General features: G+C 42.6%; 22 protein-coding genes and 1 riboswitch. Of the genes, 6 read left to right on the top strand and 16 right to left on the bottom strand.

Annotation, left to right across the window (positions count from 1 at the left end):
- Nucleotides 1–52: 52 nt before the first annotated feature.
- A complete protein-coding gene (locus BSAG_RS11490) occupies nt 53–676 on the bottom strand; it encodes a DUF4858 domain-containing protein (protein WP_004312789.1) in 624 nt (207 codons plus the stop codon).
- 111 nt (nt 677–787) lie between these two features.
- The gene (locus BSAG_RS11485; RefSeq protein WP_004312791.1) at nt 788–2,428 is read right to left on the bottom strand and encodes a B12-binding domain-containing radical SAM protein; all 1,641 of its coding nucleotides are present in this window, start codon (nt 2,426–2,428) and stop codon (nt 788–790) included.
- Nucleotides 2,429–2,539: 111 nt separating this feature from the next.
- On the opposite strand from BSAG_RS11485, the gene BSAG_RS11480 reads away from it, so the two are divergent.
- On the top strand, nt 2,540–2,953 hold the full coding sequence (locus tag BSAG_RS11480) for a hypothetical protein (RefSeq protein WP_004313297.1): 414 nt from the start codon (nt 2,540–2,542) through the stop codon (nt 2,951–2,953).
- Between the two features lie 71 nt (nt 2,954–3,024).
- Here BSAG_RS11480 and BSAG_RS11475 read toward each other — a convergent pair whose 3' ends face one another.
- On the bottom strand, nt 3,025–3,945 hold the full coding sequence (locus tag BSAG_RS11475) for an RluA family pseudouridine synthase (RefSeq protein ID WP_004312314.1): 921 nt from the start codon (nt 3,943–3,945) through the stop codon (nt 3,025–3,027).
- A gap of 103 nt (nt 3,946–4,048) precedes the next feature.
- Nucleotides 4,049–5,419 (bottom strand): 23S rRNA (uracil(1939)-C(5))-methyltransferase RlmD, encoded by a 1,371-nt coding sequence (rlmD, locus tag BSAG_RS11470; protein ID WP_254306432.1) that lies wholly within the window; start codon nt 5,417–5,419, stop codon nt 4,049–4,051.
- 247 nt (nt 5,420–5,666) lie between these two features.
- Here rlmD and ppdK point away from each other — a divergent pair, with 247 nt between their 5' ends.
- Entirely contained in the window at nt 5,667–8,387 is a 2,721-nt protein-coding gene (gene ppdK / locus BSAG_RS11465) for a pyruvate, phosphate dikinase (RefSeq protein ID WP_004313173.1), read from the top strand.
- A 75-nt stretch (nt 8,388–8,462) separates the two neighbouring features.
- Here ppdK and BSAG_RS11460 read toward each other — a convergent pair whose 3' ends face one another.
- The gene (locus tag BSAG_RS11460; RefSeq protein ID WP_004313172.1) at nt 8,463–9,059 is read right to left on the bottom strand and encodes a YdeI/OmpD-associated family protein; all 597 of its coding nucleotides are present in this window, start codon (nt 9,057–9,059) and stop codon (nt 8,463–8,465) included.
- A gap of 406 nt (nt 9,060–9,465) precedes the next feature.
- On the opposite strand from BSAG_RS11460, the gene BSAG_RS11455 reads away from it, so the two are divergent.
- Together BSAG_RS11455 and BSAG_RS11450 are read left to right on the top strand one after the other, a co-directional pair.
- Nucleotides 9,466–9,981, top strand: a complete 516-nt coding sequence (locus tag BSAG_RS11455; protein WP_004313171.1) for an outer membrane beta-barrel protein — start codon at nt 9,466–9,468, stop codon at nt 9,979–9,981.
- Between the two features lie 196 nt (nt 9,982–10,177).
- Nucleotides 10,178–10,747, top strand: a complete 570-nt coding sequence (locus BSAG_RS11450) for a porin family protein (protein ID WP_004313170.1) — start codon at nt 10,178–10,180, stop codon at nt 10,745–10,747.
- A 143-nt stretch (nt 10,748–10,890) separates the two neighbouring features.
- Here BSAG_RS11450 and BSAG_RS11445 read toward each other — a convergent pair whose 3' ends face one another.
- The 10 genes from BSAG_RS11445 to BSAG_RS11400 form a co-directional block, all read right to left on the bottom strand.
- Nucleotides 10,891–11,499, bottom strand: a complete 609-nt coding sequence (locus tag BSAG_RS11445; protein WP_004313169.1) for a thiamine phosphate synthase — start codon at nt 11,497–11,499, stop codon at nt 10,891–10,893.
- Nucleotides 11,500–11,561: 62 nt separating this feature from the next.
- Nucleotides 11,562–12,254, bottom strand: a complete 693-nt coding sequence (locus BSAG_RS11440) for a HesA/MoeB/ThiF family protein (RefSeq protein WP_008770632.1) — start codon at nt 12,252–12,254, stop codon at nt 11,562–11,564.
- 4 nt (nt 12,255–12,258) lie between these two features.
- On the bottom strand, nt 12,259–13,383 hold the full coding sequence (gene thiH, locus BSAG_RS11435; protein WP_004313167.1) for a 2-iminoacetate synthase ThiH: 1,125 nt from the start codon (nt 13,381–13,383) through the stop codon (nt 12,259–12,261).
- A gap of 86 nt (nt 13,384–13,469) precedes the next feature.
- Nucleotides 13,470–15,167 (bottom strand): phosphomethylpyrimidine synthase ThiC, encoded by a 1,698-nt coding sequence (gene thiC, locus BSAG_RS11430; RefSeq protein ID WP_008017054.1) that lies wholly within the window; start codon nt 15,165–15,167, stop codon nt 13,470–13,472.
- Nucleotides 15,168–15,179: 12 nt separating this feature from the next.
- Nucleotides 15,180–15,953 carry a thiazole synthase gene (locus BSAG_RS11425; protein ID WP_004313165.1) on the bottom strand — a complete coding sequence of 258 codons (774 nt, stop codon included), beginning with the start codon at nt 15,951–15,953 and terminating at the stop codon, nt 15,180–15,182.
- A 181-nt stretch (nt 15,954–16,134) separates the two neighbouring features.
- Complete coding sequence (locus BSAG_RS11420; protein ID WP_004313164.1) at nt 16,135–16,755, bottom strand: thiamine phosphate synthase; 621 nt, start codon at nt 16,753–16,755, stop codon at nt 16,135–16,137.
- A 4-nt stretch (nt 16,756–16,759) separates the two neighbouring features.
- Complete coding sequence (thiS, locus tag BSAG_RS11415; protein ID WP_008017057.1) at nt 16,760–16,960, bottom strand: sulfur carrier protein ThiS; 201 nt, start codon at nt 16,958–16,960, stop codon at nt 16,760–16,762.
- Between the two features lie 60 nt (nt 16,961–17,020).
- Nucleotides 17,021–17,114: riboswitch (TPP riboswitch) on the bottom strand.
- Between the two features lie 55 nt (nt 17,115–17,169).
- Nucleotides 17,170–19,152 carry an ATP-binding protein gene (locus BSAG_RS11410; protein ID WP_004313162.1) on the bottom strand — a complete coding sequence of 661 codons (1,983 nt, stop codon included), beginning with the start codon at nt 19,150–19,152 and terminating at the stop codon, nt 17,170–17,172.
- A gap of 149 nt (nt 19,153–19,301) precedes the next feature.
- Nucleotides 19,302–19,919 (bottom strand): superoxide dismutase, encoded by a 618-nt coding sequence (locus BSAG_RS11405; protein WP_008770633.1) that lies wholly within the window; start codon nt 19,917–19,919, stop codon nt 19,302–19,304.
- A gap of 75 nt (nt 19,920–19,994) precedes the next feature.
- Entirely contained in the window at nt 19,995–21,734 is a 1,740-nt protein-coding gene (locus BSAG_RS11400) for a hypothetical protein (protein ID WP_008770634.1), read from the bottom strand.
- A 146-nt stretch (nt 21,735–21,880) separates the two neighbouring features.
- On the opposite strand from BSAG_RS11400, the gene BSAG_RS11395 reads away from it, so the two are divergent.
- Nucleotides 21,881–24,259, top strand: a complete 2,379-nt coding sequence (locus tag BSAG_RS11395) for an ATP-dependent helicase (RefSeq protein ID WP_004313159.1) — start codon at nt 21,881–21,883, stop codon at nt 24,257–24,259.
- A gap of 25 nt (nt 24,260–24,284) precedes the next feature.
- Nucleotides 24,285–24,977: a hypothetical protein gene (locus tag BSAG_RS11390; protein ID WP_004313158.1), complete on the top strand. Its 693-nt coding sequence runs from the start codon at nt 24,285–24,287 to the stop codon at nt 24,975–24,977.
- Between the two features lie 271 nt (nt 24,978–25,248).
- On the opposite strand, the gene BSAG_RS11385 is transcribed toward BSAG_RS11390, so the two are convergent.
- Complete coding sequence (locus tag BSAG_RS11385) at nt 25,249–25,806, bottom strand: NAD(P)H-dependent oxidoreductase (protein ID WP_008015701.1); 558 nt, start codon at nt 25,804–25,806, stop codon at nt 25,249–25,251.
- Nucleotides 25,807–25,811: the final 5 nt, after the last annotated feature.

The raw sequence follows: 25,811 nt of genomic DNA on the forward strand, positions 1-25,811 counted from the left end.
AATATGCTTTCTTGTTTTCTAAAACTTTTCGATCCTCAATTATCAATAGGATTTACCATTCGTATGAAACACTAACTTGAGGTATCCATTCCCATCTTTTTCGTATAGCATTATATTGGTATTGCATCCCTGTTTTGATTTTCCAGTTTTTATTTATTTTGAAAACGACATTACTTCCCAATTTGGTTGGTTCCACTTCGGAGGGAAGCCCTCGGTATCTTCGGGTATCGAGGTTTTGTGAACCATATATGTCGAGAGACCATCTGGAGGATAATTTATATTCCATTTGGCTTTGGATATGGAAATGATTGGAATTTTCTGCAAAGTCGCTTTTACTATGCAGAATAAGATTCTTGTTTATTCTTAGCCAGGAATAAGTGGGTAAAAAGGTGGAACCTGGCTTTTGGAACATCTTGTATGTGTGAATAGAAGGTTTCGAAAAGATTGTGGAAGATTTTAAAGTGGGTAGTGTGGGATCAAAATCTACAAATGGTTTTCGAGAGTACATTTTTTGCTCTACTTTTTCGATCAGCTTTCTGTTTATCTTGATTTCCTGATCGGATTCCAACATTTGCTGAAGTCTCAATGAGTCCTGTTTGCTCCATTCTTGCCCTGCTGCGGATAAGGGGAACAATAATAAACAAAGAATATTCAATTGATATTTCCGAATGTCCATACACTGTGCTAGTAAAGTTTATTGTATGGACGGTGAAAAACAGGATATGCTGCTTTGAACGATTAGTGAATAGTAATTATTTCACATAATATGGGAATACTTTTCTTTTGTTTATGATAGTGTTCTAGCTTTGAAAACGGGTTGTATCTTCTGAATTTCCGATTCAAAGCCAAACCAGTAGCCATGTCCTTCTTCATCGACAGGGAGGAAACATAGTCGTAGATTTTCACGGTATGCACCGTATACTACTTCCCAACTTTCAGGAGGTAACTGTCTTTTGGTTCTTACTTTTTCTGCCGGAGCTTTTTTTAATGACATACCTGCTTCTATCCATGCAATACTGACTTGTGTCAGGTAGTCGGGATAATGATTCTTGCAGAAATCATAAAGGATTAATCCTCTTCTTTCCAGACTAAGAGGAGTGTCGATGACATCTGTCCGGACCAGATGGTCGAGTAGGTCATGTATAAAATGGGGGTTCTCCAAAATTAGTATACGGGTGATATTTCGCCAGGTAGGAGTGTTATAGAAACCGTCTAACAGGCGGGACATATAATGGGCTGTTTGTAATTCATCTACCGTGATTTCACGGGTTTGGAGTACTTCGTATGGAGGAAGTGGAGAGTACTGTATACCTAACTCGTCCGCTCTTCTTCGCATTTCGGTGCCCGGAAGTAATTTCAGGGATTCCAGTTGGATTTCTCCTGCGCCATACTCGGTTAAGGTACGGACGTCGTCGAAAATCTCTGATAGATGGTAGAGTGGGAGTCCGGCTATCAAGTCGGCATGAGTTTCCATGTTTTCAAGTGAACATAGATAATGGAGTCCGGCCAAAGCATTGGAGAGTTTTCCTATTCTTCGACTTTGTTCAAGCACGTTTTCCCGAAGGCTTTGGATACCGGCTTCCAGGTGCAGCAGACCTTTAGGCAGAGTGGCTAATTCCTGTTTGAGTTCATCGGAAAGTAGTGCCGGATGAATTTCCAGATGGAAACAGATGTCCGGGTATTCGCGGAATAAGTTTAATAGCTCTTTTGCCCGTTTATTATTGTAATTGAAAGTACGATCCAGTACTCGCACGTTTTTGATTCCGTGTTCGTGTATCACGTCGAGACGTTCTTTGATTGCTTCGAGAGATAAGGTACGAACTGGCTTTTCACCTCCACTGACACAAAAAGCACAGGTGTTAAAACATCCCCGGGTAGTTTCTAACTGCACAAATGGTTTGCTCCAATTGAAGAAACGGCTTTTTTCGGGAGGAACCAATTCAGAAAAGTTCATGACACGGGCAAGTCCGTTGTCCTGATATTCTCCTGATTCATTCAGGTAACAAAGTCCTGTGATTGATTTCCATTCCTTTCTTGGCTGATTCCACACTTTTAACCATAATGGAAATACTTCTTCGCCTTCTCCGCGAAACACTCCGCTTACAAATTTGTTCTTATATAAGAAAGCTTCATTATCTCCTAAAAACTCGGGACCTCCGAGTATAACACAGCAGTGAGGTAGTAATGCTTTTGCGCGTGAAACGATGTGCAGGAGTTGCTCATGATTGAATAGCCAATTGGTAGCTGCAATGATATCCGGTTGATGGCGGTAGATTTGATTGACGACACTGCCAGTGTTTTCATTGATCGTAGCGGAGACGGTACACCATTCAATGTCTGTATTATTTGCTATTTGGGCATGTAAGGCAGGTAATGCCAACGAAGAATGAGCGTACGAACTATTTAAATCAAGCCAAAGAAGTTTCATGTGGAAATTTTAATATTATCTTTGCAAAGGTACAAAAAACTTGTGGCTTGTAATGTATAGTAAATAAAAAACGCTAATTTTGTATTAATAAACGCAATAAACTAGAGAATTATGGAAATGATAAAGAGATATGCGGGTATCTTGATGATGCTGACTTTATTGCTTGGCTTTACTTCGTGTGAAAGTGAAGACGAGACAGAATTTAATCTGCCTGGTGAGTGGTATACGAATGAAGAGATTGATTTCGGGGCATATACCTGGGGAAGAGGTACGCTTATGACTTTTAACGCGAGAAATCAAGGAACAATTGGTTCTGCCGGTGATCCGAATTATTTGGTTTTTGAGTGGAGATGGATTGATGGAGGATATAATTCAATGGAATTATATTTTTATGGTGATGGCACTTATGCCTATATTTGGGGTGCGGAAGCTACCGATAGAACTTTTAGTGGAACATGGTATAATAATTGGCGGGATTTTAGGGATAGAATAGATGGACAACCATTCTATATGCGTCGTCAATAAAACAGTGATAAAGATTAAAAATAAAGCCAGAGTCAATCATGATTCTGGCTTTGTTTTTTGAATATAGGAATTTATTTTTTCAAAAACAACTTCTTAAATTCCGCCGGATAAGGCGTCTCGAACTCCATTAAATCTCCCGTTACCGGATGATAGAAACAAAGTTTGAAGGCATGGAGTGCCAATCGTCCGATAGGGTTGGGAGAATCTTCTCTTCCATATCTTCCGTCGCCGATAATAGGATGGCCTAAATCCTGCATGTGTACACGAATCTGATTCTTTCGGCCAGTTTCCAAATCGAGTTCCAACAGAGAATATCCGTTAGCGCGTTTGATTGTCTTATAGTGGGTAATAGATTTTGATCCACCGTCATCATATTCACTGGAACTTACGTAAAGCGTTTTATCAGTCAGCCAGGAAACGACCGTATCATAGTCTTTTTCCATACTACCTTCCACTACGGCTACATATCGGCGGTCGGTCACTATCTCATGCCAGTTGTCGCGTAGCGTCCGCTGCGTTTTTTCATCTTTGGCAAACATCATCAAACCGGAAGTATCTCTATCTAAGCGGTGAACGATAAACACACGGAATTGACGTCCGGAGCGTTGCACATATTCATTCAGTATCGTGTAGGCAGTGCGCTCTTTCTGACGCTCCGTATTGACGGATAGAAGTCCTTGCATCTTTTCGACGACAATGATATAGGCGTCTTCATATACAATCTTCAGCAATCTGTTATTAAATTCTTTCTTTCCCTTTTGCTTGCTGATTTTCACTTTCATGCCTGCTTCAAGGGGAAAGTTGAATTGCGTGGTTATCACATTATCAACAAACACGACCCGCTTGCTTAACAACGATTTTAATTTCGTGCGACTTGCATCCGGCATCTTGGCAGCCAGGAACTCCATTAATTCCATGGGCTCTTTGACTGCATAATTGGTATATTGAGCACGTGCTTTTTCAGCAGGAGTTCTTCTAGGTCTTTTTTTCATTTCTTTTTTCTTTTGAGAATTTATTTTTCACCACAGATTACACAGATTAACACAGATTTTTATTACTGATTATTATAATCTGTGCTAATCTGTGGTGAACTCTTTATCGAAGTTCCAGCAACACCACATTTTCTACGTGGTGAGTGTGAGGGAACATATCTACGGGTTGAACAGCCTTCACCTTATACTTTTCATCCAGTAATTGCAGATCCCGCGCTTGAGTAGCAGGATTACAACTAACATATACAATTCGTTTCGGTTCCGCAAACAAAATGACATCAATCACATCCTGGTGCATACCGGCACGGGGAGGGTCTGTGATGATTACGTCGGGGCGCCCATGCTGATTGATGAAATCCTGCGTCAGCATATCTTTCATATCACCGGCATAAAAAATTGCGTTCTTGATATCATTGATTTCTGCATTCACCTTTGCGTCTTCAATAGCTTCCGGCACGTATTCGATACCGATCACCTGACGGGCTTGGCGTGAAACGAAATTGGCAATTGTTCCTGTTCCTGTATAAAGGTCATATACCAGTTCGTTTCCTGTTAATCCGGCAAAGTTACGGGCTATCTTATATAAATTATAAGCCTGTTCCGAGTTAGTCTGATAGAATGATTTCGGGCCGACCTTGAAACGCAAGCCTTCCATTTCTTCAAAGATGTGGTCTTTCCCTTTAAATACGTGAACGTCCAAATCGTTGATGGTATCGTTGCACTTATTATTAATAATGTATAGAAGCGAAGTGATTTCGGGGAAAGAGTCCGCTACGAATTGGAGTAATTGCTTGAACAGTTCCATTTCGTGATCTTCTGTAATCTTGCAAATGACGATTACCATCAGTTCCCCTGTGGAAGATGTGCGTATAATCATATTCCGCAGCATACCTTCCTGTGTGCGCAGATTGATGAAAGAATAATCGTGTTCGTAAGCGTAGTCACGTACTGCGTTCCGGATGCGGTTGGATATATCATCCTGCAACCAGCATTTCTCAATAGCCAGTACTTTGTCGAATGCTCCCGGAATGTGGAAACCTACCGCATTCATCTGATCGTATTTCACGTCCTGACGAACTTCCTCGTTTGTCAACCAGCGCTTATTTGAAAAGGTGAATTCCAGTTTGTTCCTGTAGAACTCCGTTTTGTCAGAACCGAGAATCGGAGAAATCTCGGGAAGTTCGATCTTTCCGATACGTCTCAAATTATCTTCCACTTGCTTTTGCTTATATCTGATCTGCTCTGAATAGGGGAGCACTTGCCACTTGCAGCCACCGCATACGCCATAATGTTGGCAGAAAGGAACAGCGCGATTGGGCGACAGCTCGTGAAACTTCACCGCTTCAGCTTCGGCATATTTATTCTTTTTACGCTTGATTTGCAGGTCTACAACATCACCCGGCACTACATAGGGAACAAAAATCACCAGGTCGTTTACTTTTGCGATGGCTTTTCCTTCGGCAGCCACATCCATGATTGTTACCTTCTCCAATAAGGGAAGCTCTTTTTTCTTTCTTGCCACTTTTACACCAGTCTAATAATTACTTTGCAAAAGTAGGTATTTTTTTTGGAAAAAATTCGGGTATACAGAAATATTCCGGATTGTAATGTCGAAATTGCATTTTGATAGAAAGTTTTTTCGCAAAAAGTTTTCAAGTTTGCGAAATATCCTTAGATTTGCGAACAGAAAAAAGTCATAATGTAACTTTAAACACAATATTATGGATAAAAAAAGAGTTTATACCTTTGGTAATGGTCAGGCAGAAGGAAAGGCTGACATGAAGAATTTGCTCGGTGGTAAGGGAGCCAACCTTGCTGAAATGAATTTAATCGGAATTCCTGTCCCTCCCGGATTCACAATAACTACAGATGTTTGTACGGAATACAATACGTTAGGACGTGATAAAGTGGTTGAGTTGCTGAAAGATGAAGTTGTAAAAGCGATCGCTCATGTGGAAGCGTTGATGAAATCTAAATTCGGTGATGTTGAAAATCCTTTGTTGGTATCTGTACGTTCCGGTGCACGCGCATCTATGCCGGGTATGATGGATACGATCCTGAACCTCGGATTGAATGATGAAGTGGTGGAAGGTATTATCCGTAAAACGGGTAATGCACGTTTTGCATGGGACTCTTATCGTCGTTTTGTACAGATGTACGGTGACGTTGTGTTGGGCATGAAGCCTACCAATAAAGATGATATTGACCCGTTCGAAGCTATCATCGAAGAGGTGAAGAAAGCGAAAGGGGTAGAACTGGATAACGAGTTGAAAGTGGAAGACTTGCAGGAACTCGTAAAGAAATTCAAGGCCGCTGTAAAAGAACAGACCGGAAAAGATTTCCCGACTTGTGCATACGAACAACTTTGGGGAGCTATCTGTGCTGTATTTGATTCATGGATGAATGAACGCGCTATTCTTTATCGTAAGATGGAAGGTATACCTGATGAATGGGGTACAGCTGTCAATGTACAGGCTATGGTGTTCGGTAATATGGGTGATACATCGGCTACAGGTGTTTGTTTCTCACGAGATGCCGGTACAGGCGAAGACCTTTTCAATGGTGAATACCTGATTAACGCACAAGGTGAAGATGTAGTGGCAGGTATCCGTACTCCACAGCAGATCACTAAGATTGGTTCTCAACGTTGGGCTGTATTGGCTGGCGTTACCGAAGATGTTCGTGCTGCGAAATTCCCTTCAATGGAGGAGGCAATGCCGGAAATCTATAAAGAATTGGATGCTCTTCAGACTAAACTGGAAAATCATTATAAAGATATGCAGGACATGGAGTTCACCGTACAGGAAGGTAAACTCTGGTTCCTCCAGACACGTAATGGTAAGCGTACAGGTGCTGCCATGGTAAAGATTGCTATGGACTTGCTCCGTCAGGGTATGATCGACGAAAAGACTGCTTTGATGCGCGTGGAACCGAATAAACTTGATGAATTGCTCCACCCTGTATTCGATAAGGATGCTTTGAAGAAAGCCAAAGTGTTGACCCGTGGTCTTCCAGCTTCTCCGGGTGCTGCAACCGGTCAGATCGTATTCTTCGCTGATGACGCTGCCGAATGGCATGCTGCCGGTAAACGTGTGGTGATGGTTCGTATCGAAACTTCTCCGGAAGACTTGGCCGGTATGGCAGTTGCCGAAGGTATTCTTACGGCTCGTGGCGGTATGACTTCTCATGCGGCTGTTGTGGCTCGTGGTATGGGTAAATGCTGCGTATCGGGTGCAGGTGCATTGAACATTGATTATAAAAACCGTACGGTAGAGATTGACGGTGTATTACTGAAAGAAGGTGACTATATCTCTTTGAACGGAAGTACAGGTGTAGTATATAATGGTAAGGTAGAAACGAAAGCTGCAGAGCTTTTCGGCGACTTTGCCGAATTGATGACACTGGCTGATAAATATACTCGTTTGCAGGTACGTACCAATGCGGATACTCCTCATGATGCGGAAGTTGCACGTAACTTCGGTGCGGTAGGTATCGGCCTTTGCCGTACAGAACACATGTTCTTCGAAGGCGAAAAGATCAAAGCAATGCGTGAAATGATCCTGGCCGAAAATGCAGAAGGACGTCGGAAAGCATTGGCTAAGATTCTTCCATATCAACAAGAAGACTTCAAAGGTATCTTTAAAGCAATGGCTGGTTGCCCGGTAACCGTTCGTTTGCTCGATCCTCCTTTGCATGAGTTTGTTCCTCACGATTTGAAGGGACAGCAAGAAATGGCGGATACGATGGGTGTAAGCCTGCAATATATCCAGCAACGTGTAGAATCACTGTGTGAACATAACCCGATGTTGGGTCACCGTGGTTGCCGTTTAGGAAATACTTATCCTGAAATTACTCAAATGCAGACACGTGCTATTTTGGGTGCTGCATTGGAACTGAAGAAAGAAGGAGTGGAAACTCATCCGGAAATCATGGTTCCGTTAACCGGTATCTTGTATGAATTCAAGGAGCAGGAAAATGTGATTCGCTCGGAAGCTAAGAAATTGTTTGAGGAAGTAGGAGATAGTATTGACTTCAAAGTAGGTACAATGATCGAGATCCCGCGTGCTGCTTTGACTGCCGACCGTATTGCTTCTTCTGCCGAGTTCTTCTCATTCGGTACAAATGACTTGACGCAGATGACCTTCGGTTATTCTCGTGATGATATAGCTTCTTTCCTTCCTGTTTATCTGGAAAAGAAGATTTTGAAAGTAGACCCGTTCCAGGTTCTCGACCAGAATGGTGTGGGACAGCTGGTACGTATGGCGACAGAAAAAGGCCGTGCTATCCGTCCGGATTTGAAATGTGGTATCTGTGGTGAACATGGTGGTGAGCCTTCTTCTGTGAAGTTCTGTCACCGGGTAGGTTTGAACTACGTTAGTTGTTCTCCATTTAGAGTGCCGATTGCCAGACTGGCTGCGGCCCAAGCAGCGATAGAAGGATAGTCAAATACGCTGGTTAGGTACTTAACTATCTGATAAATAGGCTGTAAATACTTGTGAAAGTATTTGCAGCCTATTTTATTTTAGATTATCATTGATTTTTAGTTGGGATGAATAGTATTTCTCTATTCCGCCAAATCCTCTGATTTTTTTATTTTCTTTCGTTTTATTGATAAAGTTGTTTAATCGCTTTTCAAATTCTTCAGGTCGTTTTCTGGCTGCTTCAATGTATGCAATTCGGATACGTTTATATGCGTCGGAAAAATGGAGATAATTTTCCCATATTGTCTTATCTTCCTTCAATCTTTCAATTATATCATTGGGGAAAATGAAAGGATCAGATAATACATTTCGTATTTTATCCTCAAATTTGGGGTGTATCATTTTATTTTCCAATAGCCACTTAAGTCTTTCTTTGTTAGCTTGCGAATAGGTACTTTTAGGGTTTCTGGGTGTGAAATGCTGAATTTTATGTTCTTTGTCGAGCGATTTTATTGTACTGTCAATCCACTCGAAACAAAGAGCTTCTTCAACAGCGTCGTTGTATGTGATACTTTTTTCGCCTGAAGACTTGCTGGGAAATACAAACCAAACTTCATTGGCAATCTCAAAGTTGTCATTCAACCACTTTCGCCAATCTTTTCTGTTCTCGAAATACTTTATTTCTATTGACATACCCAATCGTTTAAACTAACTGTTTTATTGCCTTTACTTTCATAATAACGAAGCATTTTACACTATACAATGTCAGTCAAACGCGTCTGTGTCTGATGGCTGAAAGGCTTACCACCCGTCAAAGATACTAAATCTTAAAGAAACAGTCCTCATTACTTCTTAAATCCTTTGGCTTATTATGGTATGACAACACTCACTACATGCAATATATTTGAATAAGAATCGATAGCAAGAATTTTGTGTTGCTATATAATATGATGTACAGAGTCTCCGTTAAACATTTATTTGGTGTTTATTATAAAAAACTAACTAAATGTTTGTTTGTTCATAAAAACTGCTTTACATTTGCACCCAGAAATCAATCGACCGAATTGGGGTCTAACGTTTAATTAAAAAAACAAAGAAAATGAAAAAGGGTTTATTATTGGTAGTTGTGATGTTAGCAACTATCGCTGTAAAAGCACAAGACATTTACGTAGGCGGATCTTTGAACGTTTGGCGTAACAGCACAGGCAACACTACTTCTTTTAAAATTGCTCCGGAAATCGGATACAACTTTAATGAAACATGGGCGCTGGGTGCTGAATTAGACTATTCACATAATTATGATGGAGGAGTGACTAAAAATTCAGTATTTGTAGCTCCGTACATTCGTTGGTCTTACTGCGAAACAGGCGCTGTTCGTTTGTTCTTGGACGGAACTGCTGCTGTTGGTTTCGTGAAAGTTAAAGACGGAGACACTAGCAAAGCAGGACAAGTGGGACTTAGACCGGGTATTGCTGTTAAATTGAATGATCACTTCTCTTTTATTGCCAAGTATGGTTTCCTGGGATATCGTAGAAATATAAACACTCTTGGAGATTCTTTTGGTCTTCAACTTACTAGCGAAGACCTTTCAATTGGTTTCCACTACGCATTCTGATAAGAAGAAAAGTAATTCAACAAAATAGGAAAGGGAGTTCTCAAAAATAGGGAATTCCCTTTTTTTATGTATAATCTCTATAAATTACGCACTTGTTAACGAAAAAGTTGTTTAATACAAATTACAATTATACATTTGCATTGTTAAACAATAAGGTCAATAAAAACCTTTAGTATTAATTTAAAACTTTAAAATTATGAAGAAGAGTGTTTTGTTTGTTTTATTTGCGCTGATTTCAGTAGCAGGTTTTTCTCAAATTACAGGTTGGAATGCCAAGGTAGGTATGAACATCAGTAATTACACTGGAGATACTGATATGAATGCTAAGATTGGTTTCAAACTTGGTGGAGGTTTTGAATATGCTTTTAATGATACATGGTCATTGCAGCCTTCATTATACCTGACTAGCAAAGGTGCCAAAAAAGATGAATTGACTATCAACGCTTATTATTTGGAATTACCTGTAATGGCTGCTGCTCGTTTTAATGTTGCAGACAATACTAATCTTGTGGTTAATGCAGGTCCTTATTTGGCATGTGGAATTGCAGGAAAATCGAAAATGGATATGGGTAATGTAGAGTATAAGGAAGATACGTTTGGTGACGATGCTTTGAAGCGTTTTGATGCAGGTCTTGGTGTAGGAGTTGCATTGGAATTTGGTAAAATCATTGCAGGCTTGGAAGGTCAGTTCGGTTTAGTTGACGTACAAAAAGTTGGTAATCCTAAAAACATGAACTTTTCTATTGTTGTAGGATATAAGTTCTGATAAGAAAACACTGAAAAAATAGAGAGCCGTTGCAGAAGGTAATTCGCAACGGCTTTTTAATATTTCATGATTGGGAAAAACACTTCTCTTATTGGATAAAATGAGGAAGCATAACCAGTTAGTTTTATGATCGGTTATATTTATTAATCTGATAGTTTCTTCAGCTTTTTGAAATGCTCGATTACGGCTAAATAATTTTGGTCCTGACAAGCGTCGAATCTATTCCAGAGATCTCCTAAGACGACAGCCCCTCCGAAACCGAAATCCTTAATCTCCAATAAATTGTCTTCATTGATACCTCCCAATGCCATCACTTTCGAGTCGATAATCTTGGCTCTTTGTGCTTCGCGTAACTCTTCGGCAGTGTATGTTGAATAGTAATTCACTTTAGAGATACTGTCATAGATAGGGCTCATAAAAACATAGTCGTAAAAGTGCTTTCTGTTTTTTACCTCCTCCACTGAATGGCAGGAACAACTGATATGACCATAATAATCATGCGGTTCTTTGGGGTTACGCGCATTCAGGTGAATTCCCATCAGGTTGAATTCTTCTTTTAGATAAAAATGCTCATGTGTAACGATGCGACGGTGATATTTATCCGGAATAAGTGTCAATAGCCGTTCCGAATACATAGCCGGAGTCTCCGGTTTTCTAAGATGTAGGACATCCAGCCCCTCTTCGAAAAGAGCGGTAATAATCTTATCTTCTTCGACGAAGAAAGTAGGGGTGGTAACTACAATTAGTTTCATTTCTTTTGTTAAAATTGGATTGTTTAGCAAAGTTACTAATTAACTATGTCAGAAACCAACCTTTATAGTGAAAATTTGTTAGATTGCAGTGTCCGCAGGTCAATTGTCCATAGTTCGCCGGCTAAAACATCACCAAAGCCACAGATTATTTTCAATACTTCCGTAGCTTCAATGCTCCCTACAATGGCAGGAGTAACCCCCATCACTCCTTTGGGCGGAGGAGGCATCCGTTGCATTTCTTCTTCATCGGGATAAAGATCCCGGTAGTTTTTCTTTTGATTTCCGTAGTTGAACACAGAAACCTGTCCTTCAAAACCGCAGATAGCACCATATACGTAGGGCTTTTTCTGTTCAATGCAAATGTCGTTAATCAGGTAGCGGGTGGCAAAGTTGTCGCAGCCATCCACCACTATATCATATTCCTGAATGATATCATACGCATTGTCTTTCGTCAGCCGGGCAGCGTAGGGGTGTATTTCGATTTCACTGTTGAGAGCGGAGAGCCGTTCCGCAGCACAGATAGCTTTTGGTTTACCTAATTCCTTTTCGGAATAGAGCACTTGTCGTTGTAGGTTGGTGATGCTTACCAAGTCATCATCTACCAGTCCCAGGCATCCCACACCTGCACCTGTCAGGTAGAGGGCGATGGGAGAGCCCAGCCCTCCCATGCCTACAATAAGCACTTTGGCTTCCTGCAGTTTCTTCTGACCTTCTTCTCCGACTTCGGGAAGTATAATTTGTCTGTCGTATCGCATCTGTTTATCTTTTAAAATCAAAAGACTGATCCCAATCTTTCCAGACGGGTTCACGACCCAGTTTTTTCAAATCACGTTCCACTTCAACCGCCTTTCGCTCATCACTTACGTGAAATTGTTCCAGGGTTTGAGGATAACTGAAATATCCTCCCGGTTCAGTTTTACTTTCCGCACTCATTGTGGTTACGCCAAGTGTTGCCATGTGGTTTCGGATTTCTGCGCTCTCACGGGTAGAATAAGAGATATCTACATCATGGTCGAAGATTCGCATGGCGAATGTAAGTTGGGCGAGTTCTCGGTCATTCATGACTACATTCGGCTGGAATCCGCCGTTTTCAGATGGGCGCATACGCGGGAAGTTTACGCTGTATTTCGTTTTCCAGTAATGCTTCTGCAAATAACGCAGATGATAAGCCATCATCGTTACGTCGGTTCGCCATTCCTCCAGGCCGATCAGGACACCCATACCAATCTTGTGTACACCTGCCTGTCCCATGCGGTCGAAGCCGTTTACACGCCATTCGAATTTTGACTTCATACCTCTTGGATGATACGTTTTGTAATTTGCTTTATGGTAAGTCTCTTGAAAACAGATCACTCCGTTCAGGCCATGATTGGTTAGCTCCTTGTATTCTTCCGCTTTAAGAGGCATTACTTCAATTTGCAGGTTGCTGAAATAAGGCTTTGCCAAATCCAACGCCCGGGCAATGTATGGAACACCTGCTGCGGCCGGGTTTTCACCGGTTACAAGCAGTAGATTCTCAAAAGGAGCCAACCGTTTGATGGCTTTGTATTCATTGACAATCTCTTCCTCTGTCAATATCGTTCTCTTCATCGGATTGCTGATGTGAAAACCGCAATAGACACAGGAATTGGTACATGAATTAGTCAGGTAGAGCGGTACAAACATAGAGATTGTCTTACCGAACCGTTCCATTGTATATTTCTGACTAAGGCGTGCCATCACTTCCAGATAAGGAGTGGCGGCAGGTGAAATCAGCGCCATAAAGTCGTTGACATCCAGATGCTCTTTTTTACCCAACGCACGGCGTACGTCAGCATCTGTTTTGGAATAGATGGCTTTTGTCGTCTCTTCCCAGGATATTTTTTCTAATTCGTCTGAGAACATTTTATTCAATTATAAATTAAAAATTGAAAATTAAAATGAGGGGAGAGGGTAGGTCAGTGGCCTGACGTTTTGTTTCTCCCCACTCATTATTTGTTGCTTTTAGTGCTTTTCTTTAAATCGCGTGACAATCTCATTGCACAGAAATTAGGTCCGCACATCGTACAATATTCTCCGTCGATATGGTGTCCTGCGCGGAAATAGGTCTGCGCCCGTTCCGGATCGAGAGATAGGTCGAACTGGTCTTTCCAGCGGAACTCATAGCGAGCTTTACTCAATGCGTTGTCGCGTACCTGTGCACCCGGGTGTCCTTTTGCCAGGTCAGCGGCATGAGCGGCTATCTTGTAAGTGATTACTCCTACGCGTACGTCTTCTTTATCAGGTAAGGCAAGGTGTTCTTTCGGGGTGACATAACAAAGCATAGCCGTCCCCAACCATCCGATTTGTGCGGCACCGATAGCAGAAGTGATATGGTCGTATCCGGGAGCAATATCCGTCACCAACGGGCCGAGCGTGTAGAAAGGGGCGTCATGGCATTTTTCAATCTGACGTTCCATGTTCTCTTTAATTTTATGCATCGGAACGTGTCCGGGGCCTTCAATAAATGCCTGAACATTTTTATCCCAGGCACGGAGCACCAGCTCTCCCATGGTATCGAGTTCGGCAAACTGCGCTTCATCGTTTGCGTCGTAGATAGAACCCGGACGAAGTCCGTCACCTAATGACACGGCTACGTCATATTGTGCCAGAATATCACAGATATCGTCAAAATGATCGTATAAGAAACTTTCCTGATCGTGTACGAGGCACCATTTACTCATAATACTTCCTCCACGGCTGACAATGCCGCACAAGCGATTATCGGCAAGATGAACATTATGACGGCGAATCCCTGCATGGATGGTAAAGTAATCTACCCCTTGTTCACATTGTTCAATCAATGTGTCCCGGTAGATTTCCCAGGTGAGGTCTTCCACTATGCCATTCACTTTTTCAAGTGCCTGATAAATAGGAACAGTGCCTACCGGTACGGGACAATTGCGGATAATCCATTCACGTGTTTCATGGATGTTTTCTCCTGTGGAAAGATCCATCAACGTGTCTCCACCCCATTTACAGCTCCACAGTGCTTTCTCCACTTCTTCATCAATGCTGGAGGTAGTAGCCGAATTTCCGATGTTCGTATTGATTTTTACAAGGAAGTTACGTCCGATAATCATCGGTTCAGCTTCCGGGTGGTTGATGTTGGCCGGTAGTACAGCACGTCCCTCCGCAATCTCCTGACGAACAAATTCGGGGGTAATGTGAGTTTTAATTCCCAGTTCCTCACAATTCATATTTTCGCGGATCGCTACGTATTCCATTTCAGGAGTGATAATTCCTCTTTTGGCATACGCCATTTGGGTGATTGCTTCCCCTTTTTTAGCGCGATAGGGCAGGGCGATGTGTTCGAAACGTAAGTGATCGAGACTTTTATCATCTCTTCTCATTTGTCCGTATTCCGAAGTAATTTCAGGCAACTGTTCCACGTCACCACGACTCACGATCCATTCTTCACGCATGCGGGGCAGTCCTTTTTTGAGGTCAATGTTCATTTCCGCATCACTGAACGGTCCGCTGGTATCATATACATATATTTCCGGATTTGGTGTTGCTATCTTTTCTTCGCCTTCAAAGCTGACACTGGGCACTTGCTCCACTTTCCGCATGGCAACGCGGATATTCGGATAAAGTTTACCGGGTAAATAGACTTTCTGCGAACGGGGGAATTTTATTTTTTGTTCCATAGTTTATTTGTTTTAATCAAGAAAAGCCGTTAGAGGTGAACTTGCTTCTGCTACGAAGTCGACGGCTTGTAATCCTAATCCTGCTTTGTAAGCCTGTCTTCCGGCTTCTGTAGCTGCTTTGAATGCTTTAGCCATTTCTACCGGATTTCCGGCAACGGCTATTGCAGTATTCACTAATACAGCGGAAGCTCCCAGTTCCATTGCTTCGGCAGCATGGCTTGGCGCGCCGATACCGGCATCCACTACCACCGGGATACCTGCCTGTTCGATAATGATTTGCAGGAATTCTTTTGTCTGCAATCCTTTGTTCGTACCGATGGGGGCACCGAGCGGCATAACGGTAGCTGCGCCTGCTTCTTCCAGCCGTTTGCAGAGTACAGGGTCAGCCTGACAATAAGGTAACACGATAAAGCCCAGTTTCACCAGTTCTTCCGTAGCTTTCAGTGTTTCGATAGAGTCGGGGAGCAGATAGCGCGGGTCTGGATGAATTTCCAGTTTCAGCCAGTTTGTTCCAAAGGCTTCGCGAGCCAGTTGCGCGGCGAAAACAGCCTCTTCCGCGTTACGTACACCGGAGGTGTTGGGCAATAACTGAATATTCGGATGAATGATATGTTTCATCATGTCGTCCTCTTTGTTATCCATGTCGATTCGTTTCATGGCAACAGTTACCATTTCCGTACCCGAAGCCAGAATAGCTTGTTCCATTACTTCATTGGAATTGAATTTTCCTGTTCCTAGAAAAAGACGGGAGTTAAATTCGCGTCCCGCAATTACTAACTTTTCCATTCTATATATTTTAGTTGATTATTTAAATGCTAATTTAGGGGCGTAGCGCCCCGGCAAGGTTTCCCTGCGGGATATTGTCATTTTAGGCACGGATTACACGGATTTCACGGTTTTAGAAATATGATTGCATAAAGCAACAGCGTAATCCGTGCCTAAAAAATCCCATTTATCATTTGACAAATTATAAATCACTTTCAATGATTCTACGTGTTTCTTCTACCGGATTATCTGCTCCGAGAATAGTTCCTGACAGGGCTATTCCATTTACTCCTGTATGAAGTATGGCAGGAATATCCTCAAAAGTGATTCCTCCGATAGCTACAACGGGGATTTCGATATTCGCTTCCTTCATCTGTGAAAGAATAGAAGAATAGCCCTCTAAACCCAGTACAGGGCTTAGATTCTTTTTAGTGGTAGTAAACCGGAAAGGACCGATGCCGAGATAATCGGCTCCGGCACGATAGTGTTGTACGACATCTTCGAAAGTGTTTGCAGTGCCGCCGATAATAAAGGCTTCACCAAGTATTTGGCGGGCCTGGTCGATAGGCATATCCTTTTTGCCTAGATGCACACCGTCCACTTCCAGCTTTTTGGCCAGTTCGACGTGGTCATCCAGAATCAGGATTGCTTCGTGCTCTTTGCAAAGCGGCTTCAGTTGCAGGGCTACTGCTTCCACTTCTTCGAGAAGAGCGTCTTTCATACGTAGCTGGATCCATTTGCATCCGCCTTCGAGTGCCATACGTGCCGATTCGAGGTACGAATACCGTTCGGTCTGATGCGTGATAAATTGTAGACTAATCATCTCCTTATCCTCCGCAAGCCGCTTTGATAATCACCAGGTTATCGTTCTCGTGTAGAATGAAACACTCCCATTCGATACGGGGAATCATTTTGTTGTTTACGGCGATAGCAATGCCTTGAACCGGAAGTTCGAGCTGTGCTGTCAGTTGCGTAAGGGTAGAAGCAGGAGTCATTTCCACCTCTTTGTTGTTCACTTGTACTTTCATTGTCCTATCAGAATAAATAAGTTGAAAGTAAATACAAAGAGCGTGCTTAAATGGAAAGGCGATAAGAAGAAACACAATCCCTACGTCAGTATTAACTGCCTCAGGTTCCTAGGGTATAATCTCAGCCCCTCATGGGGCACCCCTTTGTCTTTACGGGAGCAAAGTAAGCGAAAAAGAAACAGAAAAACACTAAATCAGTCGATTTTTTTTCATTTTTCTGTTGATTCCTGTTTTTTGATGGGATGAGAAAAGATAAATCGGGCACCATTTTTGTAACTCTTGTCAATCCATATATCACCTCCCATATATTGGATGGTCAGTTTGCAGATAGCCAGTCCCAACCCTGTACCTTGCACGAATTCATTCAGCTTTTCAAAGCGTTGGAATACGAGTTCCTGTTTATCTTCGGGGATTCCCGTGCCGGTATCTGTCACCGAGAACAGCATACATTGCTTTTCTTCGTCCACTTCATAATCCAGCGTGATACTTCCTCCGGCAGGAGTGAATTTCAAGGCATTATTCAGCAGGTTGATAATAATCTGTTGCAGACGCAACGGGTCCGTGTAGAGCATGTAAGGCTCCTTAGGCATTTGGAGTTTGATGTCTACATCCACTGTCTTGTTCCGGTTGGTGAGAGTAATCATATTCTGGCAATGGTTCACCAGCTCGCACCATTCATAGTTGAATTGCAGCTTTCCTGATTCCAGGCGTGATATATCCAGTACATCGCTAATCAGTTGGAGCAATAAATTGGAATTAGTCTGGACGATATCCGCATATTCTTTCAATTCATCATTCTGCTCTACCGAACCGATAATCAGGCTGGAGAAACCGACAATTGCGTTTAAAGGTGTCCGTATCTCATGGCTCATATTCGAGACAAAAGCACTTTTTAATTGATTAGCTTCTTCGGCGCGCTCTTTGGCGTCGCGTAATTCGATTTCAGACTCTTCCAGTTTCTCTTTATCTTCCCGCAATTGTTGCGTGGTTCTTTCGAGGTGATTTTTCAGGATTTTCGTCCGGTAATAGTAATACAGGGAAATCATCAGACTTCCTACTAATACGAGGAAGATAATCAGGATAAATTGCACTTCTGTCTTGTATGCTACAAAGAAGGGGACAGGCTGATTGATAACCATTGAGTTGACAGGCAACTTCTTGTTTTCAAATCCCCATTCCTTTAGTTTCTTCGCGTCAAATTTATATCGGTTGGGTAAGATATTGATGCTGCTGATACCCGTTTCCTTCTGGTCTAAAAAGCGGTAAGCATATTCTCCCATATTTTTTCCCACTCCTTCATATTGCGGGACATATCCTCCGATGGCCCAATAGCCTATTGCGGTGGAAGTCATACTGAACACAGGCAGGAGTGGATTGGCTTTGGAAAAAGCATAAACGGAGTTGTTCATGTAAGTGATTCCCCGGCTGTCAATTCTCCAGATACCAAGAAGCATTGCTGTGTTTCTGGGAAGATTGCGCAATTGATTGGCAGCCATATCGAGTGTGTGGATGCGGCCGTCAATATAGGTGATGGATAACTGCGGGAAATGTTGCAGGTTTTTCTTGAACCATGCCAGTTCGGCAAGTCCGTTATAGGTATTATCCGATACAAATACCAGGTGCTCTGTGTCCGGGTAGAAATCCTGTATCATTTCGATATCTTTGCTGATGTTATATTCGTATGTATCACAGTATTTTACGTTGTACTCCTTCATCCGTTCCGTTAAGTCGATGCTTACAGGATTATAGTTTCGGATATCGATTGAATCCTCCGGAATACGGATGCCGTTGCGTGAAGCCATTGCGCAGAAAACAGGAAGCTGCTTATATTTCTCATCTTCAAGATGAAGGAAACTGCTCCATGTTTCACCACCCAAAAGAATCACTAATTTAGCTTTCGGATGTTTGTCTAAAATATCGGTTAATGTTTTTTTCCATTGGTGCGCCTGCGTTAAATCCGTCGCATTCATGTTTTCTACAATGGTCGAGTATCTTCCTCCCAATTGGGTGTAGGTTTCTATAAATGTGCTGATGTTATCGTAGGTATATTTAGTGTCAGAATTGTATGAGGTAATGAACAGGATCTCTTCCTCTGGTTCTTCTGTGGCGGCAGCGTTGCAGAAAAGGGGGAAGAAAAGAAGAACGGCAATGGAGACAATATATCGTATCTCTTTTCTTTTATATAGTACCATAATTGTTTGTTATGCTAGTTTATGGGTTGCAAAAATACAACTAATGCGTTTGATATACAATAAAAGTTTGTTTTTTTTAGTCTGTAAGAAAGGTCGCTGTGAAAACACAACGACCTTTTTCATAAGTATAGTTTTGCTAGTAAATCCGGTTACATTCTTTTTTCAACCACATCCCAGTCGATGATGTCCCACAGGGCATTTACGTGGTCGGCGCGGCGGTTCTGATAATCCAGATAATAGGAGTGTTCCCAAACGTCAAATCCGAGAAGCGGTTTCAAACCGGCACGTACCGGATTGCTGCCGTTGGCTTCTTTCGTGATTTTCAGTTTACCGTCTTTCCCAACGGATAGCCAGGCCCATCCTGAACCGAACAATCCGACTGCTGCTGCGTTGAATTCTTTCTTGAAGTTTTCAAAGCCACCGAAGTCACGTTTGATGGCTTCTCCCAGTTTGCCTGACGGTTCCTTCTTTGAGGGTTTCGGGGCAAATTGCAGGAAGTACAGATTGTGATTCAATACTTGTCCGGCGTTATTGAATATAACTCCGTCCGGTGCGGTTGCAACGATTTCTTCTACCGTTTTACCTTCATATTCTGTTCCGGGTACGAGGCTATTCAGATTATTTACATACGTTTGTAGATGTTTTCCGTAATGGAAATCTATTGTTTGCTGACTGATTACAGGTTCCAACGCATTGTTTGCGTAAGGAAGTTTAGGCATTTCGTAAGTCATGGTCATCATAATTAAAGACATTAATATAGTATTCATAATGTTACAAGTTTTAATTGGCTTGTTATACTATAATAACAGAAGCCTTCTGCAAAATGTTCACAGCATCTTACTTTATTTGTAAATGTACTGTATACGTTCCACCTCTTTCGGGTGATCGCGGTTGGTCCGGCAGATCCATTGGCCCGTATTGTCATATTCATAATAAGAATTGCCGTCAATCCGGTTCCCGTATTTATCATACAGGCAAGTCAGGCATCCGGACGTTTTTTGGTTATTACCCAAAATCCGTTGGTAGACAATCTGCGACAGATAACCGTATTTATCGTATTCATAAGCATCTTTTTGTGAAATAACCTGATCTGGAGAATTGGCAAAAAGCAAGTTTTGATGTTGGGATGAAACCAATCTTCCTTTATCATCATATTTGTTGGCGGTGTAGGACTGAAGTTCTCCGTTCTTATTATATTCTTTGGTTTCGGTCAATAATCCCTGTTTATTGTAGGAGCTTATGACGACTCTTCCGTCTGCATACTTGAGCGAATCACTCTCAATACTTCCATCGGTACCGATGCGGCGTGTCCGCCGGTAGAGATCCGTTTTGGTTTTCGGATTCGTTTGTACCTCAAAGATGCAGTGACCTTGCGGGTCGTATAATCTATTCGTCTGTATTTCATTACTTGGCTGCCCGTTCTTCATGGTAAGTGCCAGGGTGGAGACGAGCTGTCCTTTATCGTCATACGAATAAGTGGTCGAGGTGGTTCCTGTACTGTCGTTTTCCGCAGACTTTATCAATCGCCCTCCATTATAGTATTTCACGGAAGTAGGGGTGGATATGATTGTTTGCAGAATAAAAGGTGCCCGCAGTGCGTTGGCCTGGTCGCGAAATTCCTTGTATCTGTGTGTGCAAAGAAAATCCTGCAACATACTTAACGATTCGGAACTGACAATGGCAGGTTTTAAAAGCTCAAAATCAGCTTTTTCACTAAGATATTCAAGGTCATCCAGGTGCGTACGTGCTGTGGAAGTCAGGTAAGGTGATTGCTTATAGTCGTCAATGATCTGTCGGATAGCTGTTGCATTTCCTTTCTCCCGGAGGCTGTCAATTCCTTGAAACAGAAAATCGTCGTATAATGTGCGGACTTCCGAAAGGAAGGGACGTGTATCTTTATCAGTGAAGAATTTCTGCATGGCGGCATTATCAAAGAATGCTTTAAAATTCGCAGAGGTCGGATTACTCTTTACGATCTGATAAAGCCGTTTGTTTTCCGCAGTGTTGATTTGAGAGATAAACTTGCCGTTCGGATATTCCGAGATATACGTTTGATAGATGTTCAGCGCAGGTGTTTTCAGCATCCCTTCCAGTAGGGCCAGTTCGCGGATGTCCCGCACCTTTTGCAAGAGGGCGGAGTCTGCCGGATAGCCGCTTGACTGGATGCTGTCCATCAATGTCTTGCTAAAGGGAATCTGCTCTTTCGATGCTTCTAAGATGGAGATAACAGCCTGTTCCGCTTTGTCTTGTACGTTGGAAAGCTGTATTTTCTCTTCTTCGCAGATATTCGGAAAATAAGCTTTCATAGCTTGTTCGTAGCAGCCGAAATAGTTGGTGGCGGCTTGCTCACTTTGTTTGTTCCACAATTCGTTGAGAACGTCCAACAATGCCAGTTCTTCGGCATAATAGGTTTGCGTCTCGTCATCTATCTTATCACGGTTTTTCTGCCATTTGTCGGCGTCATTATCGTTCAGATACCTTAGCAGCTTTTCCAAGCGGCTCTGTTTTTGTGCCATTGCCTGTGGAATGCAGGCAACCAGAAACAAACTTAAAATAATTGATAAAAATATACTCCTTTTCATTGCTTTTTGGGGTTAGGTTAAAATAGTTAGTGATGAAAATTCATAAAAATACCTTCATTCTCGAATGAATATTATACTTTTGTATTGAGAACAAATTTGAGTGCCAAGGGTTTGTTAAAAATCCACATTGTTTTTATAATGCTGTTATGAATACCAATTATATAGATGAATTGAACGAGAGTCAGTGTGCAGCAGTGACTTATAATGACGGTCCTTCGCTGGTGATAGCCGGTGCGGGTTCGGGGAAGACGCGCGTGTTGACTTATAAAATCGCTTACTTGCTGGAGCAGGAGAACGGGTATAATCCGTGGAATATCCTTGCGCTGACCTTTACTAATAAGGCTGCGCGCGAGATGAAAGAGCGTATTGCCCGGCAGGTAGGTATGGAACGGGCACGTTATTTGTGGATGGGTACTTTCCATTCCATTTTCTCACGTATTCTTCGTGCCGAAGCACAATATATCGGATTCACTTCCCAGTTCACCATCTATGATACGGCTGATAGTAAGAGCCTGCTTCGTTCCATCATTAAAGAGATGGGGTTGGACGAGAAAACTTATAAGCCGGGAGTAGTGCAGGCACGCATCTCCAATGCAAAAAACCATTTGGTCACTCCTACGGGGTACGCTGCCAATAAAGAGGCTTACGAAGGAGATATGGCTGCCAAGATGCCTGCTATCCGTGACATCTATACCCGTTATTGGGACAGATGCCGTCAGGCGGGAGCGATGGATTTTGATGATTTACTGGTGTATACTTATATTCTGTTCCGTGATTTCCCTGATGTGTTGACACGTTATCAAGATCAATTTCATTATGTGTTGGTAGACGAGTATCAGGATACTAATTATGCTCAACATAGTATTATACTACAACTAACGAAAGAAAACCAACGCATTTGTGTGGTGGGAGATGATGCGCAAAGTATCTATTCTTTCCGTGGGGCGGATATTGATAATATTCTCTATTTTACGAAAATCTATCCCAACACGAAAGTCTTTAAACTGGAACAGAATTACCGTTCTACGCAAACCATTGTTTGTGCTGCCAATAGTCTGATTGAGAAGAACGAACGTCAGATACGGAAAGCCGTGTTCTCGGAGAAAGAAAAAGGGGAACCCATCGGTGTGTTTCAGGCGTATAGTGATGTAGAAGAGGGTGATATTGTGGCTAATAAGATTGCGGAGTTACGTCGGGAATATCACTACGGATATGCTGAATTTGCCATTCTATATCGTACGAATGCGCAAAGTCGTATTTTTGAAGAGGCCCTTCGGAAACGGAGTATGCCTTATAAGATTTACGGGGGACTCTCGTTCTATCAGCGGAAAGAGATAAAAGACGTGATTGCTTATTTTCGTTTGGTGGTGAATCCGAATGATGAAGAAGCGTTTAAGCGAATCATTAATTATCCGGCTCGTGGTATTGGAGATACGACGGTCGGGAAGATTATATCAGCGGCTACCAATCATGGCGTAAGTCTTTGGGCGGCAGTCTGCGAACCCTTAAGTTACGGACTGGATATAAATAAGGGAACTCATGCAAAACTGCAGGGCTTTCGTGAACTGATAGAAGGTTTTATTGCCGATCAGGCGGATAAGAACGCTTATGAAATAGGAACGGATATTATCCGTCAGTCTGGTATTATCAATGATGTTTGTCAGGACACATCCCCCGAGAATTTAAGTCGTAAGGAAAATATAGAAGAGTTGGTGAATGGTATGAATGACTTTTGCGCTTTGCGGCAGGAGGAAGGCAATCCGAATGTGTCTCTTACTGATTTCCTTTCGGAGATTGCATTGCTTACCGATCAGGACTCCGACAAGGCGGATGATGGGGAAAAGGTAACGTTGATGACCGTCCATTCGGCTAAAGGATTGGAGTTTAAGAATGTATTTGTGGTTGGTCTGGAAGAAAATCTGTTTCCCAGTGGGATGGTCGGAGATTCTCCCCGGGCGCTGGAAGAAGAACGTCGCTTGTTCTATGTAGCTATTACCCGTGCGGAAGAACATTGCTATCTATCTTTTGCCAAAACCCGTTTCCGTTACGGAAAGATGGAGTTTGGAAGTCCCAGTCGTTTCCTGCGTGATATTGATGTTGATTATTTGCGGTTGCCGCATGAAGCAGGAGTGAGCCGTGCTGTGGATGAAGGTGCGGGACGTTTCCGCAGGGAGATTGAAGGGGGATTTGCCCGTTCTACTTCTCCGTCGCGTGCGCCTTTCGGTAGTAATTCATCCGAGCAGCGTGAACGTCCGAAAGCACAGATTATTGCTCCCAGTGTACCGAGAAATTTGAAGAAGGTAAGTGCTGTTGGTGGAAGTAGCAGTGCGCAGATGGCGTCTTCCGGTTCAGCATCGGTAGCAGGAGTACAAGTCGGACAGATGATAGAGCACGAACGTTTCGGATTGGGCGAAGTGCTGAAAGTGGAAGGAACGGGAGACAATGCGAAAGCCACTATTCATTTTAAAAATGCGGGTGACAAACAACTATTGTTGCGTTTCGCTCGTTTTAAAGTGGTAGAATAAATAATAACACTAAATAGAGAGGCTCATGAAGAAACAACTAACAGTAATTTTGCTTTCCGCTTTGCTTTTGAGTGGATGTGCGTCGGGGCGTATGGGAAATCCGGGAGCTATCATGGCAGGTGCTTCTATTGGAGGTAGTCTGGGAAGTTCGATAGGCGGACTTATCGGAGATAATAATCATGGCTGGAGGGGCGGTTACCGTGGCTCTGCTATTGGAAATATTGTAGGAACCATTGCCGGTGCGGCTATTGGAAACGCATTGACGGCACCGAGACAAGAGCAGATAGAGGAGGATGCGTATATTCCTGAAGTGCGGGAAGTACGTGTGCAAAAGTATAAGAAGCAGCCGCAAGTGCAGCCGCCCATTTCTCAACTGAAGTTGCGCAAAATCCGTTTCATTGATGATAATCGTAGTCATGTGATTGATGCGGGAGAAAATAGCAAGATTATTTTTGAGATTATGAATGAAGGGAGAAAGCCTGTCTATAATGTGGTTCCTGTGGTAGAAACGGTAGGAAAGGTGAAGCATCTCGGCATCTCTCCTTCGGTGATGATTGAGGAAATTCTTCCGGGTGAGGGTATCCGTTATACGGCTTCGATCCATGCAGGTGAAAGGTTGAAAGACGGTGAAGTGACATTCCGTGTCGCAGTGGCGGACGAGAATGGGGTGATTTGTGATTCGCAGGAATTTACCTTGCCTACACAGCGCGGAAACTAGAGTTAAAAGCCTGAAATATCCGGTTTAAATATAGTGACGGTATATGCCTTGGATAGTGACGCTATCCTGTGCATATACCGTCACTATGTTGGTGGGATAGCGTCACTATCTTATATAATCATTTTGTTTGCACAGCCAATGTTTGAAGTCATGATTAGAAGTAACCTCTATTTCAGGGCGGGGCATACAAGTGTTTGGTGAAACCTAAAGCTATGCTTTAGCATCTGTAAAGCGTAGCTTTAGATAGGATAAAGCTACGCTTTTTACAGTCTTACCAATTGTTCCCTGCATTACTGCTACCGATAAGCATTTCCACACGTTGTTTATACAAATTTGCTCCTTCAGCGATATTCTTGCCGGCGTCTGCTGTTCCCATTCCGTAAACCACAATAGGGGTTTGCCATGACATTCCCGAATGAATGGCACTTACCTGATAAGGACGTAATAATTCGTCCGTAGTGAAACGGTTTCTGCCTCCACTGCGATAAGCTTCGTATTCAGATCCCGTGGTCGTTACTACTGTCAACGGTTTGCCGGCGACAGCCGGAGTCTTGGATAGAAAAGTAAAGACTTCATCCTGCCATTTCTTTAGTAATGACGGTGCAGACATCCAATAGAAAGGAAATTGATAGATGACAGCCGAAGCATCGGAAATGATTTTACTCCATTCATCTATATTGAAAGCGATTTCCTGTGACAGCTCGTAAAGATTGAAAACCGCCACTCCTTCCATGTCACTGACAGCATCAACTAATGCTTTGTTTGCTTGTGATTCTTTGATGTTAGGATGTGCCAGTAGAATCACTACTTTTCTTAAATCTTTATTCATTTTAA

This window comes from Bacteroides sp. D1 (assembly GCF_000157095.2).
Classification (GTDB): domain Bacteria; phylum Bacteroidota; class Bacteroidia; order Bacteroidales; family Bacteroidaceae; genus Bacteroides; species Bacteroides xylanisolvens.

What these genes read in the sequence shown, in the direction of transcription:
- BSAG_RS11490 (WP_004312789.1), bottom strand. Translation starts at nt 676, where the DNA reads ATGGACATTCGGAAATATCAATTGAATATTCTTTGTTTATTATTGTTC.
- BSAG_RS11485 (WP_004312791.1), bottom strand. Translation starts at nt 2,428, where the DNA reads ATGAAACTTCTTTGGCTTGATTTAAATAGTTCGTACGCTCATTCTTCG.
- BSAG_RS11480 (WP_004313297.1), top strand. Translation starts at nt 2,540, where the DNA reads ATGGAAATGATAAAGAGATATGCGGGTATCTTGATGATGCTGACTTTA.
- BSAG_RS11475 (WP_004312314.1), bottom strand. Translation starts at nt 3,945, where the DNA reads ATGAAAAAAAGACCTAGAAGAACTCCTGCTGAAAAAGCACGTGCTCAA.
- rlmD (WP_254306432.1), bottom strand. Translation starts at nt 5,419, where the DNA reads ATGGATGTGGCTGCCGAAGGAAAAGCCATCGCAAAAGTAAACGACCTG.
- ppdK (WP_004313173.1), top strand. Translation starts at nt 5,667, where the DNA reads ATGGATAAAAAAAGAGTTTATACCTTTGGTAATGGTCAGGCAGAAGGA.
- BSAG_RS11460 (WP_004313172.1), bottom strand. Translation starts at nt 9,059, where the DNA reads ATGTCAATAGAAATAAAGTATTTCGAGAACAGAAAAGATTGGCGAAAG.
- BSAG_RS11455 (WP_004313171.1), top strand. Translation starts at nt 9,466, where the DNA reads ATGAAAAAGGGTTTATTATTGGTAGTTGTGATGTTAGCAACTATCGCT.
- BSAG_RS11450 (WP_004313170.1), top strand. Translation starts at nt 10,178, where the DNA reads ATGAAGAAGAGTGTTTTGTTTGTTTTATTTGCGCTGATTTCAGTAGCA.
- BSAG_RS11445 (WP_004313169.1), bottom strand. Translation starts at nt 11,499, where the DNA reads ATGAAACTAATTGTAGTTACCACCCCTACTTTCTTCGTCGAAGAAGAT.
- BSAG_RS11440 (WP_008770632.1), bottom strand. Translation starts at nt 12,254, where the DNA reads ATGCGATACGACAGACAAATTATACTTCCCGAAGTCGGAGAAGAAGGT.
- thiH (WP_004313167.1), bottom strand. Translation starts at nt 13,383, where the DNA reads ATGTTCTCAGACGAATTAGAAAAAATATCCTGGGAAGAGACGACAAAA.
- thiC (WP_008017054.1), bottom strand. Translation starts at nt 15,167, where the DNA reads ATGGAACAAAAAATAAAATTCCCCCGTTCGCAGAAAGTCTATTTACCC.
- BSAG_RS11425 (WP_004313165.1), bottom strand. Translation starts at nt 15,953, where the DNA reads ATGGAAAAGTTAGTAATTGCGGGACGCGAATTTAACTCCCGTCTTTTT.
- BSAG_RS11420 (WP_004313164.1), bottom strand. Translation starts at nt 16,755, where the DNA reads ATGATTAGTCTACAATTTATCACGCATCAGACCGAACGGTATTCGTAC.
- thiS (WP_008017057.1), bottom strand. Translation starts at nt 16,960, where the DNA reads ATGAAAGTACAAGTGAACAACAAAGAGGTGGAAATGACTCCTGCTTCT.
- BSAG_RS11410 (WP_004313162.1), bottom strand. Translation starts at nt 19,152, where the DNA reads ATGGTACTATATAAAAGAAAAGAGATACGATATATTGTCTCCATTGCC.
- BSAG_RS11405 (WP_008770633.1), bottom strand. Translation starts at nt 19,919, where the DNA reads ATGAATACTATATTAATGTCTTTAATTATGATGACCATGACTTACGAA.
- BSAG_RS11400 (WP_008770634.1), bottom strand. Translation starts at nt 21,734, where the DNA reads ATGAAAAGGAGTATATTTTTATCAATTATTTTAAGTTTGTTTCTGGTT.
- BSAG_RS11395 (WP_004313159.1), top strand. Translation starts at nt 21,881, where the DNA reads ATGAATACCAATTATATAGATGAATTGAACGAGAGTCAGTGTGCAGCA.
- BSAG_RS11390 (WP_004313158.1), top strand. Translation starts at nt 24,285, where the DNA reads ATGAAGAAACAACTAACAGTAATTTTGCTTTCCGCTTTGCTTTTGAGT.
- BSAG_RS11385 (WP_008015701.1), bottom strand. Translation starts at nt 25,806, where the DNA reads ATGAATAAAGATTTAAGAAAAGTAGTGATTCTACTGGCACATCCTAAC.